Raw genomic sequence first — 17,870 nt, 5'->3', positions numbered from 1 at the left:
GCTTGAATTCGAGCGTGTACCTGCCACGCGGTTGCCCGTCTTTTCTCTTGCTCATTTCTCTTCTCTCCAATCACTGAATTTGACCATCAGCTATGGAGTACGTTTTTCGGGGGCAAGATCACGGCGCTCGCAGTCAGGTTGTCGCCCAACTGGCTCATGAACTTTTCCGCGCCGCCTCCGGTGGTAGGTAGTCCCGTCGGATTCATGTTCAATCCGCCGAGGACACCGCCAGTGGCAATAGCGGTCAGCAGATTCTTGACGCTCGAACTGCTGCCAAGGTCCTTCAGCGCTGCGCCGATGTCGCCCTGGTTGTTGATGAGCGCGATCGATGCCTGCGCCGCCAGCGCGGACACACCGGCCGTCACGGCACCTGAGACGACAGCTCCAACCGTGCTCCCGGCTGCGAAGGTCGCTCCTTCGACCACGATTCCTTGGCCGACGCTGACGGCGGCAGCATCACCCGCCGCCGCTCCGACGCCCGAAGCCGCCCCCCAGGTCAGATAGGTCACGACCGCCGTCACCACGGCCGCGCCTTCGGGCGTCAGCCCGCTCTTGCCGTAGTCCCACTGCTTGTGCGCCGCCTCGATCGCCTGCCAGTCGACCTTGCCGGCCAGGTTCGGATCGCTGTTGACCTTGCCGATCCACTCCATGCCCGGCTGCTGCGCCAGCGCTTCGACGCTGTCCTTGGCGTTCATGCCCACCGTCACGCGGTTGGCATTGACCTCCAGCGCGCCGGCGTTGATCTGGTTGTAGTGCAGCGTCTCGTCCGTGGTGCCCGAGTCCTTGGTGCTCTGCCACACCAGGTTGCGCTTGCCGCCCGTGTGGCTCGTGCTCGAYTCGGTCGATTGCAGCGCGAGGTTGACGCYGTCGCCTTCGAGCTKGARMTTGCCGGGMGTGTCGATGGTGGTGCCCGCGATGGTGACGGCGCCGCTGGTGCCGTTGTCGCCGGTGGCGGTGATGCTGATGTTGGCGCCGCTCAGCTTGCTGTTCGTCAGCGAGCTGGCGTCGGCATCCTGGATGTTTTCGCCCTTGGCCTTGCGCCCTGGGTCGGCACTGAGCGGGCTGACCTTCGTCGAACTGCTGCTGCCGACCGTGAGGCCCGCCTCGTTGACGGCGCCGGCGATGGTCACCTCGCCGCCCTTGATCGTCAGGTCCTTGGCTGCATCGACCTGGGCGCCCTGCAGGTACACGCTGTTGCCGCCTTCGAGGTAGACGCCGCCCTGACTGCTGGTGATGGTGCCGGCCGCTGCAGTGTTGGTGCTCGATTCGAGGGTGTTGCCAGTCTTCTTGGTGGAATCGAAGGTCGGGGTGATAGCCCCCGGCAAACCCGATGTCTTCGAGCGATCGAGGCTGGCGCTGCTGCTGTGCGTGTCGCGGCCTTCGACCACGTTGAGTTCGTTGCCGGCCGTGACGCTCACGCCCTGCGTGCCGCTGACGTGCGAGCCGACGATGTTGACGTTGTTGTCCGCATGCAGCGAGACAAGCCCGCCCTGGAAGCTGCTGCCCACGCTGGTGGAGCTTTCCTGCGACGCGGTCATCGTCGTGGTTGTCTTGGAGAACGTGCTCTTCTTCGTGGACTGTGAGATGAAGGCGCTGCTGTCCTTCGCCTGGCCGTCCACGATGTTGAGGTTGCGCCCGGCGTTGGCGACGAGCAGTCCCTCGCCGGCGTTCACGTCAGCCTGTCGGGCGTTGATGTCGTTCCCGGCGTTGAGGATGGTCGTGCCGTTGGTCGCGATCGTGCTGCCGGTCTCCCGGCTGCTGGACGAACTCACGGCCTTGCCGGGGACGACGGCGAAGAAGGAATCGCTCTCGGTGACGGTTCCGAGGTTGATGTCCCGCTTCGCCGTGACGGACGTGAGACCGCCACCCTTGTTCTCGAGGATCGCGCCGACGAGATTCACATCCCGGCCGGCGTTCGCCACCAGCGTGCCGCCCGGGTTGGTCACGTACACGCCTGCGATCCTGTCGATGCTGGTCTTGCTGGATTGCCCGTTGCTGGAGGAAGACGTCGTGGACTGGATGTTGATGTCGTTGCCGGCGGTGAGTGCCAGCGAGTCGCGCGCATCGACCGTGCCGCCGATGACGTTGATGTCGGCCCTGGCATCCAGCGCCACGTTGCCGCCCGAGATCCGCCCGCCCAGGTTGTTGACGTTGTCGGCGGTGATGGACACCAGTGAGCGGCCGGCGATGGTGCCGCTGTTCGCGAAGTCGCCTTCGCCCGCCTTGTTCTTGATGGTCAGGCGATCGGCCGACAGCAATGCACCCGAGCCGTCAATATCCCCGGGCTGCACGCGCACATACACCTGCGGCACGAGCACGCGCTGCGTGCTGCCGTCCGGCAGCGTCACCGTCTGCTCGACCAGCCACACGATGTCGCTCGTGAGTTGCGCCATCTGCTCGGCCGTGAGCGCTATGCCCGGTGTCAGGTGGTACTTCTGCGCGAAGGTCACGCCCGCGTTCATCAGCGCCGTGTACTGTTCCTCGTCGCTGGCGTAGCCGTCGAGATAACGGTAGCCGGTGAGTTGGGCCACCTGCTCGCGGATCAGTTTCTGCTCGTAGAAGCCGTCGCCCAGGCGCTTCTGCACGCTGTTGGCGTCGAAGCCCATCGCGTTGAGAAGGTAGTCGCTGTTGAGCCAGTGGCGGTAGTTCGCGAAACGCGGATCGGTTTCGACGAGGTAGTTGCCGGCGCCGGGCTTCGTCTGGAACAGGCTTGCCGTAGGCAAGCGCGTATCCGGCGCGCTGGTGCGCACCACCATCGGGACATCGCGCGCACCGGCGACGCCGTTGCCGGCGCCCGCGCCGGTCGCGCTCGCTGCTGCACTGCCGACCGCGGCGCCTGCACCGCTGCCGCCGGCTGTCGCCGCGTTCGACCCACCCGCCTGATCGACGCTGCCGGTCTGACGCGCCGCCTGTTCGCCGTCGGCCCGCGAGGACCCGCTGACCGCCGAGGCCACTTCGATGACCGTGCCGGGTCCGTTGCCGCCCGAAACGCCACCGGCCTGGCCTGCGGAGCCGCCCGGTCCATTGACGCCGCTCGCCGAACCCGGGTCGTAGCCAGCCGTGGCATGGGTGTTCGGTGTGTACTCGAAGCTGCCGATGTCGATGGTCTTGGCGGGGTCCGAGTACGGTGTCAGGGGGTAGAACGCCACGCCGTAGCCGTCGTAGCCTGTGGCCATGCCGCTGTAGCTGGTGGCGGACTGGCCTTGGGTCGCCCTGTTGTCCACGCTGGTGGCGGTGAGCGCGCCACCGGCGGTCACCTTGCTGTCCCGGTTCAGCAGATGGCCATCGATGCTCATGTTGCCGCCGGCCGCCAGCCGGGCAGCCGCCGTGTGGGTGGCGACGTCGCGGGTGGTGGTCTCGGTGATCTGCCAGTCGAGGTAGCTGATGCCGACCAGCGTTTCGCTGCCGTCGGCATTGCGGTGCCATACCTGGCCCGTGAAGGGGTCGCCCCGCGTGTCGTCCTTGCTCCAGGTCTTGCCGTCCAGCGTCGACAGGTGGGTCGTCTGCTCGGTCCTGGTTTCCTGCACCACCTGCAAGTGGGTGTCGATGTTGTTGACGTTCGCCATCGCGATCGACATGTCGCCGAGCGATTCGATGGTGGCGCTTTCGTTGTTCAGAACGCTGCCCTTGCCGGTGGCGAAGCCGTTGGCATCGAGCGCGCCGCCGATGTACATGTCGCCCGCGCTGAAAATCAGTGCACCGTCGCGGTTGTTGAGGGTTCCCGCGCCGATGTCCAGCGTCGAGCGCGCCGCGATGGTGGCGGCGGAGGTCGCGCCCCCGACGGTCTCGGCGACGTTGTTCAGCGTGCCCGCGCCGATGGCGACGGCATCGCCATAGATGCGGCCGGTTCCGATGTTGTTGACCGTTCCCGCGTCGATTCGCGTCTGGCCATGGCTGTCGATCAGGCCTCGGTTGTTGAGCGTCCCGGCCTGGATGATCGTGTCGGTGCCACTCATCTCGGCGTTGGCGGTGTTCTCCACCACGTTGCCGCCGGCCGTCAAGGTGCCGCCCGCGAGCAGCTTGCCGTTGTTGGTCAGGTTGCCGGTGGTGACATACCTCAGCTCGCCATTGGCGCTCACCTCGCCGTTGTTCACGATGTCCTGCGTGAGTGCGATGCTCAGGTCCCGGCCCGAGGAGACGGTGCCGTCGGCGCTGAAGCGGGCGGCGTCCAGCTGGAGGGCCTTGTTCGCCGTGAGGACCCCGCCGGTGTTGGTGATGGCCAGCGTCTTGGCGTTGGGATTCGCGGCGTTCGGGTCGACGATGCGCAGCGTCTCGTTCGCCGAGATCAGGCCGTTCGTGTTGTCGACGCTGCCGCCGCTGGTGATGGTCGTCTTGACATCCGACCGGACTGCGCCCAAGGTGTTGTCGAGATCGCCGACGTTCAACGCAACATTCCGGCCTTCGATGCCTTGGTCGATGCCCTGCGTGTGGGTGTTGTCGATCACTCCTGCCGTGAGCGTCGTCGTCGCGCCAGAGCGGATCAGGCCGCCGGCGTTCCGGACGGTGCCGGCGTTCACGCTCAGGTCGCCCACCGCCTGGGTCACGCCGCCCGTGTTGTCGTAGCTTGCACCGTGCGTATCCACGGCAACGCTCGACTGGCTGAAGACGGTTCCGCCGCTGACGTTGGAGAAGTCTGTCGTGTTGGCGGTCAGCGCGTCCTTCGAGCCGATATGGCCACCCGCGTTGCTCAACGCGCCGCTGGCGATATCGAGCGTGCCCGCGCTGGTGATGCCACCCTTGCCGCTTGCATGGCCTGCGGCATTCGTGTTGCTCAGTGCCTGGCCGTTCGTGTTCACCGTCATGGCGCCGCCGGACTGGATCAGGCCGGCATCGTTCAATAGCGCGCCCGAGTTCAACGCCACCGTGGTCGCGGCGGCCAGTGTGCCCTGCGCATTCGAAAGACCGTTGCCGCGCGTGTCGATCGACAGCGCGTTGCCGAACACCTTGCCTTCCGAGTTATCAAAGCCGCCACTGGTGAGGGCGACATCGCCGCCGGCTTGCATCGTTCCGCCGACGTTGACGGTGGTGCCGCTGGTGGTCACGCGCAACGCACCCTCCACAGCTGCGGCCACGCCGCGCGTGTTGTCGAGACTTCCAGCCGTGATCGTCGTATCGCCGTTGGCCGCCAGTGTTCCTCCCACGTTCGATGCCGCGCCCGCGACACTGGCGGCCAGGTCGCCGACGGCGGTGATGCGCCCGGCGTCATTGCGCAGACTGCCGGCGTTCAGGGCAAGGTTTCCGCCCGCGCCGATTTCACCGCCGCTGCCGTTGTCCACCAGCCCGGTGGTGGTGAGGTCGAGGCCAGAGGCGCCGGCCGCGCGCAGCGTGCCGCCCTGATTCAGCAGGCTGCCCGCGTGGACGGAAACATCGCCGTTGCTGGCGATCGTGCCGCCGGCGCCGTTGTCGATGGCGCCGGTGACTGTGATGCGCGTGGCACCGGTCCCGGTCTGGATGATCCGCCCGCCGCGGTTGCCCAGCGCCGCCGCGTCGATCGTGACCTGGGCCGCCGTGGTGACGCCCGCCTGGTTGAAATCCCCGGCGCGCACGACCAGCGCGCCGTTGGACGTGATCTCGCCGCCGGCGCCTGCGAAGTTGCCCGCATCGATCGTCATCGTCCCGGTACCGGCATGCTGGAGGTGCCCCAGCGCGTTGGACAGCGCCCCGGCCTTGAGCGTCATGTCGGCGCCGTTGCTGGCGATCCGGCCACCGTCGTTCTTGAGCGTGCCGGTCGCGGCGATGTGCATGGCCGCGGTGCCGACCTGGACGATTTCCGCGCCGTGGATGTTGGCAATGTCCACCGCGTCGATGGTGATCTGCTGGGCAATGGTCGCGCCACCGTCCTGCGCATAGGTGCCGGCCCGTACGGCCAGCGCGCCATTGCCGGTCACATGTCCCTGCGTGGCGCTGTATGCGCCGACGTCCAGATTCAAGGTCCCCGCGCCCGCGTGCTCGATCGCACCGGCCGAGTTCTGCAGCGTCGCGGCGCGCAGGTCCAGGTCCTGCCCGTTGGTCGCGATCCGGCCGCGCGTGTTGTCCACGGTACCCGTGACCGCGATGCGGGTGCTGCCGTTGCCGCTTTGCACGATGGTGCCGGAACGATTGCTCAGGCTTGCGGCATCGATCCGGATCTGCTGCGCGGCCATGCTGCCGCCGTCCTGGCTGAAGTCGCCGGCCTGGACGACCAGGCTGCCGTTGCTCACGATGCTGCCCGCGTTGCCGTCGAAGCTTCCGGCGTCGAGCGCCAGGTTGCCGGTGCCGGCGTGCGCGATGGCGCCGCGGGTGTTCAGGAAGCTGCCGCCCGAGAGGCGCAGGTCCTGGCCATTGGTCGCGATCTGGCCGTCCGTGTTGTCGAAGCGCCCGGAGGCCGCAAGGCGGGTCGCGCCATCGCCCAGTTGAGTGATCTTGGCGTTGCGGTTGTCGATATCGACAGCATCGATGGTGATCTGTCGGGCCGTGAGTTCGCCACCCGCCTGGTTGAAGTCGCCTGCATGCACTGCCAACGCGCCATTGCTCGCGATGCGACCACCCGCGCCGTCGAAGGCCTGCGCGTCGATGCTCAGCGTCCCGGTGCCGGCATGCTGGATGGTTCCATCCTTGTTGACCAAGGTGGTGGCGGCCAGACCCAGGTCTGCGCCGTTGGTGGCGATCGTTCCCGAAGTGTTGTCGAGCACGCCGCTGGCGGCGATGTGCGTCGCCCCGCCGCCGATCTGGACGATCTCGCCGCCGCGGTTGCCGATGCTGGCGGCGTCGATGGTGACTTGCTGCGCACTGAACTTGCCGCCGTCCTGGTTGAACGCGCCGGACAGGCCAACGACGAGCGCGCCGTTGCTCACGACGCTGCCGCCGGCACCCTCGAAGCTGCCGCCCCTGAGCGACAGCGTGCCATTGCCGGCGTGCTCGATGCTGCCCTGGATGTTGGTGAAGGCGGCGGCCTGGAGAGCCAGGTCCTGCCCGTTGCTCGCGATGCGCCCACCGGCATTGTTCAGCGACCCGGCGACGGCGATGGTGGTGGCGCCCGCGCCGGTCTGGACGATCTCGCCGCCGCCCGTGTTGGCGATGTTCGAGGCGTGCAGGTCCAGTTGGCCGGCATTGAGCTTTCCGCCCTGGTTGACCAGGGCCTGTGCGCCTTGGCTGTCGGCGCGGATGCTGAGCGTACCGGCTGTGGCGACGGTGGCGCCGCTGGTCGTCACGTCCCCTTGCGTGGCCGTGATCGCGATGTTCGCGGCGCCGGTCTGGCTTCCCGAGAGATCGACGCTCGCGCCCTGGAACGTCGCTTGGCCGGCCGCGAGGTTCTTGCCCTGGGCCACCAGGGCTCCGGTCGCCGTGACATTCAGATCGCCGTTCGTTCCGGGGCTCCCATCGGCGTTGATGCCCGCGCCGAGGACACCGGAGCGCCCGCCTTGCAGGGTGGCGGCACTGACGACGACGTTTCGTCCAGCCGTGATGCTGCCATCGTTGGTCAGGGTGTTCGCCACAACGATGCTTGCATCATTGCCCGCGCGCAGCAAGCCGGTGTTGGTCAGCGAGCCGGCGCGTGCGACCAGGTCGGTCGCGGCGCCGATCTGGCCCGAGTTCGTGAGCGCGTCCGTGACCGAAAGCGACGTGCCCGCCGTTGCGGAGGCCACGGTTCCGAGCGTGTTGTCGAAGGCGCGGCCCTGGATCGAGACGGCCTGGTTGGCAAGCAGCGAGCCCGAGGCGTTCTGGATGTCGCCCGCGACGCGCGCATCGAGCGCGCCGGTTGCCGATATCGTCCCGCGCTGGTTGTTCACCCTGCCGCCGACCTGCAGATTGGCGTTGCCATTGCTGGCGAGCGTTCCGTCCTGATTGAGCAGGTCGCCCGTGGTCGTGATGTCGAGACTGCCGGCATTCAGCTTGCCGCCGCTGTTTTCGAAGCTCGCAACGTTGGCACTGAAACCGTTCGCTACGTGGAGCGTGCCCCCTGCATTGCTGAAGGTGGGACCGGAGACCGCGAGACTGGAGACGTCGAGCTTGCCGCCCGCGTTCGAGACGTTGGGCGTCTGCAGTTCGATCGGTCCGCCGGCATAGACACGACCGCCGTCGTTTCGGATCGTGCCGGCTGCGGTGATGAGGCCGGGCGCGATCGGGGCCACTGGCGTGACCGCCGTGCCACCCGCACCCGCGCCCGGGTCTGCGGCACCCCCCGTACCCGAACCCGCTCCCGCACCGCCCGTGCCGGCCCCCGCGCCAGAATTGCCCCCGCTGGAGCCGCTTCCCGCGCCCGCACCTGCGCCAGAAGAATCGGCGACGGGCTCGTAGCCGATGGTGCCGCCGTTGGTATTGACGAGCGTCGGTGCTGCGAGCGCGAGCCCGACCATGCTTGTCTGCCGGATCGTTCCGGCATTGTTCACATCGCCGGCCACGCTCGCCAACTCGATGCGCTGGCCCTCGATGGTCCCGCCCGCGTTGGCCAGGTCGCCTTGCGTGGCGATCTTCGTCGTGCCGGCGGCCACCACCGTCCCGCTGTTCGCGAAAGTGGGCGCCGTGATGACCGCGGCGCCCGCAGCCTGGATCGTGCCGGTGTTCTCGATCCTCCCGGAGGCCGTCACGGTCAGTTCGCCCAGGCCCATCAGCCTCGCGTCACCCGCGCCGGTCTGGATCGTGCCGGCGTTGCGCGCGCCCACGCCCGCCTCGGTGCCCATGATCCAGATCTTTCGCGCGTACATGCCGCCCAAGGCGCCGGAGTCGAAAGCGATCGGCGGGGTGGGCCCGCTGCCCGCCATCGGCACGACCTTGGCGGCGACGCCCGGCGCCCCATCGGCGCTCACCTGGTTCGCGCCCGTCACGACGCGCAGCTCTCCGCCGCCCCAGACGCCGGCGTTGATCGACACCATGCGCGCATACAGCGCTGCGAATTCGGTCCCGCTGGCGTCGAGGCCGCTTCCGCTCACGTCGATGGACCCGCCGCTCACGCGATAGCTCTCGATGCCGCCGTAGGCGTTGAGCTGCGGCACGCCGGTCGTCAGCGTGACGCGGTTCGCGTTGATGAAGCCACCGCCCTGGACCTGGATGCCCGAGGGGTTCGCGATGATCACCTCGGCCTTCGGTCCCGCGACCTCCACGTAGCCACGCAGGTAGCTCGGCGACGAACTGTTGACTTCGTTGAGGATGACGCGCGCGGAGCCGCTCGCCAGCCATGGATTGGCACCGATGTAGCCGCCGAGTTGCGACTGCACGGCCGTGCGGGAGTTGTTGAGGATCGCGCCCTGGGCGTTGACGTCGAACTGCCGATACACGTTGCGCGATACCCCGGCTGCCGAGGGCGTGACGATGTTCACGACGGGCACCCCGTTGGGCGCGGCCAAGACGGTCGGGCGCTGGTTGCCCGGAGCGTTCGGATCGCCTGCGATCTGCGCCGGCGCAGGCGATGCGGCGAGCAACGCGGCGGCGGTCACACCGACCGCTTTGGCTGTCGTGCCAGCCGCCTTGCCGGCACTGCGCGCGGTTTCTTGAACGACCATGCGCATGCCGCGCCTGGCATTGAAGATGATCCTGTGGAGATTGCGATTCATCGTTTCTCTCTCTATGGCAGCCGCGCCGCCCCTCGTTAAAGTTGGGCGCGCAGTTGCGAGGCGATGCGCTTCGCGAGGGCTTGGATTGCGATGTCGTAGCTGTCGGCCACCTCGTCGGACCTGGACATCAGGGTGTCGAAGTCGGCGTAGCGATACTTCGGATCTGCGGGGGCATTCCAGTCGTTGTCGCTGCTCGAGTCGGCGCCGTAGAAAAATTCTTCACTCATGCGCCAGTCCTTGTCGCCGGGYCGCTCCCAGAGGTAGGCCGAGACGTTGACCTTGGGTTGGTAGTCGTTGGACAGGCGACCCGAATACATGCCGACTTCGGTGAAGGCGACGTGCAGAACTGGCGCACGGGTGGGCAGGCGCTTGTAGTCGATGTCGTCTGGATCGTCGGCGGGACGCTCGACGTTCTGGAGAAGCGAGACCTCGAAGCCCTGCGCCGTCAACTCCTTCATGAGCGCCTCGGTCATCTTCTGGCCCATGGCTTGGCGAACGCTGGCGAGCTTCTCGTCGAACCGAGCGCTCTTCCAGCGGTTGTCGATCGACGTCACGATCAGCGCCGGCACCAGGGGCAGCGCCAACGTCTTGTTCGCGGTGCTGACGTTGAGCGGAGAGGCCACCGGAATCAGCGTGAATCGGCGGATCTCCGGCTTCGGTTCCTCAGGCCTGGACGCGCAGCCTGCCACCGCAACGGCGATCGAAGCCAACAGAAGTAGCGCCGTCGCGCGAAGCTTTGAATTCATGTGCTCGATGTCTCTCAGAAGTTGTAGTTGAGGCTGAAGCCAGCGGTGACGTTCGCCGTGATGAATCCCTGAGGCTTCTTGATGGGCGTGCCGACGAAGAAGTCGTAGTTCAGCCCCTGAAATGCGCCGCGCACCCCGATCACGGCGCCCGCCAGCTCGTTGCCGACCTGGAACTCGACCGAAAGACCTCCGACATGTCCGTAGTCCACGCCGGCATAGAGTTCGGCGCCGCTTCGGCCGAGCGCCCAGCCCAGGTCATTGCGGATGAGCCAGCCGCGCTCGCCCAGCAAGCTGTTCTCGCCATCGAAGCCACGTACCGTGTAGCGCCCGCCGATGGCGAAGCGGTCCTGCGGCGTGAGGGGCGTCCCGTTCCACTGCGCGCGCCAGAGCCCGCTGTAGCGGAACTGCTCGCCTGCGAATTTGAAAGGCGCGTTCAGGCTGGTCTCGGCCGTGAACAGCTCCATGCGCGAGGTGCCGTCGCCGAAAGGTTCTTCGGGCGCTTCCTTCGATCCGAAGGCGCCCGTTCCGCGGCGGTACGCCAGGGTTGCGTCCAGCGTCGCTTCGCCGATGAACTCGCGGTGATTCGCGCTGGCCTCCCAGCCACCCACGACGCGCCGCTGGACGTCGATCTCGGTGTCGTCGACGAAGTTGTGCGAAGCCCGGCGCCATGCCCGAAGCGCTGTCGTCGTCTTGCGTGAGGCATCCCTGTAGATCAGCCTCGCGAGCTTGACCTCGGCGTTGCTCGACTCGCCGCTGTAGACGTAGTTCTGGCCCAGGCCGGCCACGGACTGGTGGTAGTCGTTCTGCGATGCCGTCGCGCTCAGCAACCAGTAGCCGTACGGCACAGAGTAGTGCACCGTCTGTCCGGCCGTGCCCTGCCCCTGATGGTTGAAGGCATCGTGATTCAGGCTGACATAGAAGAGGTCGTTCAGCCCGAGCGGGCCATCCCACGCGACGGTCGCGCCGGCCTGTGTCTTGCCGGTGGCATCCGTTCCACCGTCGTCCAGGCTCAGGGTCGCGCGCAGTGGGCGTTTGCGCGTGTACGCGACCACCAGGTCGCTGTCGCCCGGCCGCGCGCCTGGCGCAGTGGAAGCCTCGATCTGGATGTCGGCGTCAGCGGTGGGCAGGCGCTTGAGATTTTCCAGGCCCTGTTCGATGTCGCGCAGGTTGACGAGACGGCCCACTTGCGCCGGGATGGCGCCGCGCAGGCTGGTGGAAGTCTTGTCCTCGCCTTCTTCCCGATCCTTGAAGCGGATCGCTGCAATGCGACTGGGGACCAGTGTCAGGACCAATGTGCCGGCGGCAAGGTCTTGCGGGCCGACGAGCACGCGTGTGGTGACATAGCCTCGCGCGATCACGGCCTGCTGGACGCGCGCGAGGACGACGTTGACGCCTGCGGTGCCGAGGCAGCGACCCTGCCAATCGTCGGCGGCTTCACCCGATCTCGCTGCGGCATCCAGCGCCCATTGGAAATCGTCCGCCAGTTCGCCCGAGAGCACCAGCCGATCGATGCGAAAGCACGGCCGCTCGTCCTCCGCCAAGGTTTGCGCATCGATGACCGCGGGCTTCGGCCGAGTGTCGACCGTGCGTTCCTGCTGCTCGCGCAACGCGCGTTCGCGCTCTAGCTGGCGTTGCTCCTCGATGATCGGCCTCGGCGTAGAGGCGACTTGCGCATGAGCCGCGAACGCGGCGGCAACGCCCGTCAGCAAAAGGGGCGAGAGGATGGAAGCCGAGAGTTTCGGAACGCGGCAAACAGCCGCTTTGGACGACGCACGCCCGCGGAAAGGAAAAGTCATTGTTCTTATTGATGCGCCGAAGGACGCGGAATCGCCGCGTCGATCCGAAAGCACCACCACCCTGAATGGCTCAGCCTGGACGAATGATTTCCTCGTATCAGCGAGTCAAGATTGACAAAAATTCTGTCAAGAAATGCCGGCGATATTCTTGGCGCTGCGCACCTCGGGAGCTATTCGCCCACCGATGCCTTGCGCACATCCGTCGGATGCCTCTCGGGGCAGAGGAACGGCTTTTCTTGACTGATTATTGTAGGAATGCAAGTCCGCGCGACGACATCAGATTCGTCCGGAATTCGTGCAATATCTCTCTTCTTCTTTCGAAGAAATTCACCGCGCAAGCCACCATTCAATTGCCAAATAAACATCCACATCGAGTGAAATAAGAAGATCTTCTTACCTCTCGCTCGACACAATGAGTTGGTGTCTCGAATTGCCGGTCCGCTTTGATACGGCACGCTCAACGTCTATTTGCGTTTGCACGGAAGAACAGACATTGGCGTATGCGTACCGCCCTATGTCTTCCTCTCGACTTGCGACTTGCCGCCGCCATCAGCCTTCGACGGCGTCGATGGCGTGGGCTAAGCGCTCTTTCCGGCCTTCGCGGTCTTGGCGCTTTTCTTTGCGGCAGGCTTGCGCGCAGTCTTCACCATGGGCGCCATGCGCTCGTCGCCGTCGCGCGCGGAGCGCATCTGCCCGCTCTCGCTCGAGGTCATGCCCACGATCTTCGCGAGCTGGCGGCTCACGCTCACGTAGGCATGGCCGAGACGGCTGTCGAAGTACAGCGAGTCGCCGCGCGCCAGGTGAACCACCTCGCCGTTCTCGAAGTGCACCTCGATCTCGCCCGACAGCACATAGGCGAACTCCTCGCCCGCATGCCGCACGAAGTCCTCGGGGCCGTGAATGCGGCGTGCATGCACCGTGCCGACCACGGGGCTCATCTGCTTTCCGGCCGCCGTGGTGCCGAGGAACTCGTAGGCGATCGAGAGTCCGCGGTACACCACACCCTTGCCCGCGCGCGTGACCACCGGCCCTTCGAGCTGCGCGGGCTTGACGCCGGCCCCCGCGAACATCGCGTTCATGTCCATCTCGAGCGCACGGCCCAGCGCGGTGAAGTTCTCGTAGCCCAGCGCGAGCTGGCCGCGTTCGGCGCGCGAGATGGTGGTGATCGACACGCCAGAGCGCTCGGCCAGTTGCGCCAGCGTCCAGCCGAAGCGCTTGCGCGCAGTGCGCAGCCGATGGCCGAAAGTGGTGCGGTCCAGCTTGGGCGGCTCTTCCTTTGGCTTCGTCCCCGGCTTGGTCCCTGTGTGTGGATTCACGCTTGGCTTTCTCTTGTGATGCAGGGAGATTCTGCCAGCCCCGCGTCACGCCATCCATGCCGACCCGCATGACGCGGGCCCGGAAGTTGCGTATACGCAAATTGCGTTGACGCAAATTTCACCGATTCGGTGCCCATGGTTTTCCCTTGATAGGGTCGAATGAATTTGCGTATCCGCAAATTTCTACCTACACTTTCCGCCGATGAGTACCAGCACCCCAGCGCCCTTCGTGGCCGACTACCTCGTGATTGGCGGCGGCATCGCCGGGGCCTCGGTGGCCCACTGGCTCGCGCCCCACGCCCGCGTGATCCTGCTCGAACGCGAATCGCAGCCCGGCTACCACTCCACCGGCCGCTCCGCCGCCCTCTTCATGGAAAGCTACGGCACGCCGCAGGTGCGGGCCCTCACGATGGCCAGCCGCGCCTTCCTCGAAGACCCGCCCGCGGGCTTCACGGAGCATCCGCTGCTCACGCCGCGCGGGGCCATGATGGTCGCGGGCAAGGCGCACATGGCCGAGCTCGAAGCCCACTGGGAGGTGCTGCGCGCCATGAACACCGGCGCGTCGCGGCTGAGCGGCGAACAGGCGCGCGAGATGGTGCCGGTGCTGCGGCCCGAACAGGTGCTGGGCGCGGTGTACGAACCCGATGCGGCCGACATGGACGTGCACGCCATCCACCAGGGCTACCTGCGCGGCATGCGGCAGGCGGGCGGCAAGCTGGTGTGCGATGCGGACGTGACGGCCATCGAACGCGTCGGCGACCGCTGGCGCGTGCAGGCCGGCGGCGCCGTGTACGAGGCGCCGGTGGTGCTCAACGCGGCCGGCGCCTGGGTCGACGCCATCGCCCGCATGGCGGGCGTGCAGCCGCTGGGCATCGAGCCGCGCCGGCGCTCGGCCTTCATCTTCGCGCCGCCCGAGGGCGAGAGCGTCGCGCACTGGCCCATGGTCTTCGGCGCCGACGAAGGCTGGTACATCAAGCCCGACGCCGGCATGCTGCTCGGTTCGCCGGCCAACGCCGACCCCACCGAGCCGCAGGATGTGCAGCCCGAGGAGCTCGACATCGCCATCGCCATGCACCGCATCGAGGAAGCGACCACGCTCGCCATCCGCCGCCCCACGCGCACCTGGGCCGGGCTGCGTTCCTTCGTGGCCGACGGCGACCTCGTCGGCGGTTTCGCGCCCGGGGCGCCCGGCTTCTTCTGGGTCGCGGCGCAAGGCGGCTACGGCATCCAGACCTCGGCCGCCATGGGCGAGGCCTGCGCCGCGCTGGCACGCGGGTTGCCGCTGCCCGAGCGCATCGCGGCCTTCGGGCTCACGGCCGAGATGCTGGGCCCGCAGCGGCTGCGCGCGGCCTGCGCCTGATCGCCTGGCAAGAACAACCGCCCTCCTACCTCAACAGAATCCACCCATGCGTGTCTTCAGTGCCTCCCTCGCCACCGAAACCAACACCTTCGGCCCGATGCCGACCAGCCTCGCCTCCTTCAAGGACCGCGGCTACTTCGCCGCCGGCAAGCATCCCGATGCGATGACGCTGTTCTCGGGCCCGCTGTGGGCCGCGCGCATGCGCGGCGCCGACAAGGGATGGCAGCTGTTCGAGGGCATGGTCGCCGGCGCGCAGCCCAGCGGCACGACCACGCGCCATGCCTACGAGACGCTGCGCGACGAACTGCTGAACGACCTGCGCGCGGTGCTGCCGGTCGACATGGTGCTGCTCGGCCTGCATGGCGCGATGGTGGCCGACGGCTATGACGACTGCGAAGGCGACCTGCTGGCGCGCGTGCGGCAGATCGTCGGGCCCGACGTGGTGATCGGCGCGGAGCTCGATCCGCACAACCACCTCACGCCCGAGATGGTCGCCAACGCCGACGTGATGATCTCCTTCAAGGAGTACCCGCACACCGACGTGCTCGAGCGCGGGCTGGAGCTGGTCGACATCTGCGCCGCCACCGTCGAGGGCAAGGTCAGGCCGGTGGCCGCGGTGGTCGACTGCGACATGATCGTCACGGTCCACACCTCGCGCGAGCCGGCGCGCGGTTTCGTCGAGCGCATGCAGTCGCTCGAGGGCAAGGACGGCGTGCTGTCGGTCTCGCTGACGCACGGCTTCTCATGGGGCGACGTGCCCGAGATGGGCACCAAGGTGCTGGTCTACGCCGACGGCAACCAGGCCAAGGCCGACGCGCTGGCGCGCCAGCTCGCCGACGAGCTGATCGCCATGCGCGACGGGCTCACGGTCAACTACCCGGGCATCGACGCCTCGCTCGACGAGGCGCTGGCTTTCGACGGCGGCCCCGTGGTGCTGTCCGACGGTGCCGACAACCCCGGCGGCGGCGCGGCCAGTGATTCGACCTTCATCCTGCGCCGCATGATCGAGCGCGGCATCCGCAACGCGGCCATCGGCCCGATGTGGGACCCGATCGCAGTGCGCATCGCCTTCGACGCGGGCGTGGGCGCGAAGCTCGCGATGCGCATCGGCGGCAAGATCAGCCCGCTGTCGGGCGACCCGATGGACCTCGAATGCACCGTGAAGGCGCTGCAGCACGACCTGGTCATGACCGGCCTGGCGGGAACGCCCACGCTGATGGGCGACAGCGCGCTGGTCGAGGCCGACGGCATCGAGATCGTGCTGATCACGCTGCGCAACCAGGCGATGGGCACCGACCTGTTCACGCAGCTGGGCTGCGACCTGGCCGCCAAGAAGATCATCGTCGTGAAGTCGTCGCAGCATTTCTATGCGTCGTACGCCAAGGTCGCGAAGCATGTGATCTATGCGGGCGCGCCGGGCGCCGTGACCCTGGACCTCACCACGCTGCCGTATCGCAAGGCCCGCCTGCCCAAGTGGCCGATCACCGCATGACCCCCGGGCTTGCCCACTTCTTTTCAGCCCTTACCGGAGAACCGACGATGAAACGACGAACGCTCGCAGCCCTTGCCACCCTGGCGCTTTCAGCCGCGTGCCTGCCGGCGCTCGCCCAGACGCCGCCCAAGACGCTGAAGGTGGTGGCGCATGCCGACCTGAAGATCCTCGACCCGACCTTCACCACGGCCTACATCTCACGCAACTTCGGCTACATGGTCTACGACACGCTGTTCGCGCAGGACGCGAGCGGCAAGCCGCAGCCGCAGATGGTCGAGAAGTACACGAGCTCCAAGGACAGCAAGCAGTGGAGCTTCACGCTGCGCCCCGGTCTCAAGTTTTCCGACGGCAGCGCCGTGACCTCAGCCGACGCCATCGCCTCGCTGCAGCGCTGGGCCGCGCGCGACAGCATCGGCCGCGCCATGGTGGCGGGTGGCGCCGAGTGGAAGGCAGTCGATGCCCGTACCTTCACGCTCACGCTCACCGAGCCCTTCGGCCTGGTGCTCGACGGGCTGGCCAAGCCCTCCAGCTTTCCGCCGGTGATCCTGCCGGAACGGCTGGCCAAGATGTCCGCGACCGCGCCGCTGCCCGAGGTGATCGGCTCCGGCCCCTTCATCTTCAAGCGCGACGAGTGGGTGCCGGGCAACAAGACGGTGTTCGTGCGCAACCCCAACTACGTGCCGCGCAGCGAACCGCCGAGCGGCCTGGCCGGCAGCAAGAAGACCACCTTCGACCGCGTGGAATGGCTTTACCTGCCCGATGCCAACAGCGCCATCGCGGCACTCAAGCGCGGCGAGGTCGACCTGGTGGAGCAGGTGCCGCCCGACTACATTGCCCCCTTGCGTACCGACCCGAGCGTGAAGATCGGCTCCGGCGGCACCTACCAGGGCTTCCTGGTGATGAACCACCTGCTGCCGCCCTTCGACAACCCGAAGGTGCGCCAGGCGCTGCTGCAGGCCGTGAGCCAGGAACGCATCGTCGCGGCCATGGGCTATCCGCTCGACATGCGCATGAGCTACTGCCAGACCTTCTTCATCTGCGGCAGCCCCAACGAGACTGCCGCGGGCGCCGAGCCCTACCGCAAGGCCGACGTGGCCAAGGCCAGGAAAATGCTCGCAGACGCCGGCTACAAGGGCGAGAAGGTCACGCTCCTGGTGCCGAGCGACGTCACCTACCTCAACGCCGAGGCGCTGATGGCCGCGCAAACCATGCGCAGCATCGGCATGAACGTCGACGCGCAGACGATGGACTGGGCTTCCATCGGCGCACGCCGCGCCAAGCGCGACGCACCGGAGGCCGGCGGCTGGAACATGTACGTCACCGTGGCCGGCGAGTTCGACGTCAATTCGCCGATCACCAACGCCTACCTGAGCGCCGCCTGCGGCAACTCCCTGCCCGGCTGGCCCTGCGACAAGCCGCTCGACGAACTGCGCAACGCCTGGCTCAAGGAAACGGTGCCGGCCAAGCGCAAGGAAGTGCTCGACGCCTTCCAGGCCCGCGCCTACGAGGCGGTGCCGTACATCAACGCGGGCCAGTATTCGTCCGCGTATGCCGCGCGCGCCAGCCTCAAGGGCACCGACAAGCTCTGGGCCGGCATGCCGACGGTCTGGGTGCTCGACAAATAACCGGC

The 17,870-nt window shown here is 67.2% G+C and carries 7 protein-coding genes; 3 read left to right on the top strand and 4 right to left on the bottom strand.

The genetic code is table 11. The annotated features are described in order from the left end of the window. Positions 1-86: 86 nt before the first annotated feature. The 4 genes from AC1D2E_RS25875 to AC1D2E_RS25860 form a co-directional block, all read right to left on the bottom strand. A complete protein-coding gene (locus AC1D2E_RS25875) occupies positions 87-9,530 on the bottom strand; it encodes a two-partner secretion domain-containing protein (protein ID WP_478200055.1) in 9,444 nt (3,147 codons plus the stop codon). A gap of 35 nt (positions 9,531-9,565) precedes the next feature. Then, positions 9,566-10,276, bottom strand: a complete 711-nt coding sequence (locus AC1D2E_RS25870) for a hypothetical protein (RefSeq protein ID WP_478200054.1) — start codon at positions 10,274-10,276, stop codon at positions 9,566-9,568. A 14-nt stretch (positions 10,277-10,290) separates the two neighbouring features. Next, positions 10,291-12,072: a ShlB/FhaC/HecB family hemolysin secretion/activation protein gene (locus AC1D2E_RS25865; protein WP_478200053.1), complete on the bottom strand. Its 1,782-nt coding sequence runs from the start codon at positions 12,070-12,072 to the stop codon at positions 10,291-10,293. Positions 12,073-12,650: 578 nt separating this feature from the next. Further along, positions 12,651-13,388 (bottom strand): helix-turn-helix domain-containing protein, encoded by a 738-nt coding sequence (locus tag AC1D2E_RS25860; protein ID WP_478200052.1) that lies wholly within the window; start codon positions 13,386-13,388, stop codon positions 12,651-12,653. A 202-nt stretch (positions 13,389-13,590) separates the two neighbouring features. Between AC1D2E_RS25860 and AC1D2E_RS25855 the strand changes: the two genes are divergently transcribed. From AC1D2E_RS25855 to AC1D2E_RS25845, 3 genes are read left to right on the top strand one after another with little or no spacing between them, the layout of a single operon-like run. Then, entirely contained in the window at positions 13,591-14,748 is a 1,158-nt protein-coding gene (locus AC1D2E_RS25855; RefSeq protein WP_478200051.1) for an NAD(P)/FAD-dependent oxidoreductase, read from the top strand. 46 nt (positions 14,749-14,794) lie between these two features. After that, positions 14,795-16,240 (top strand): M81 family metallopeptidase, encoded by a 1,446-nt coding sequence (locus AC1D2E_RS25850; RefSeq protein ID WP_478200050.1) that lies wholly within the window; start codon positions 14,795-14,797, stop codon positions 16,238-16,240. Between the two features lie 47 nt (positions 16,241-16,287). Further along, positions 16,288-17,865 carry an ABC transporter substrate-binding protein gene (locus tag AC1D2E_RS25845; RefSeq protein WP_478200049.1) on the top strand — a complete coding sequence of 526 codons (1,578 nt, stop codon included), beginning with the start codon at positions 16,288-16,290 and terminating at the stop codon, positions 17,863-17,865. Positions 17,866-17,870 lie beyond the last annotated feature (5 nt).

The organism is Variovorax sp. P1_H2, from assembly GCF_056405295.1.
This window is presented reverse-complemented; position numbering and strand designations above follow the sequence as displayed.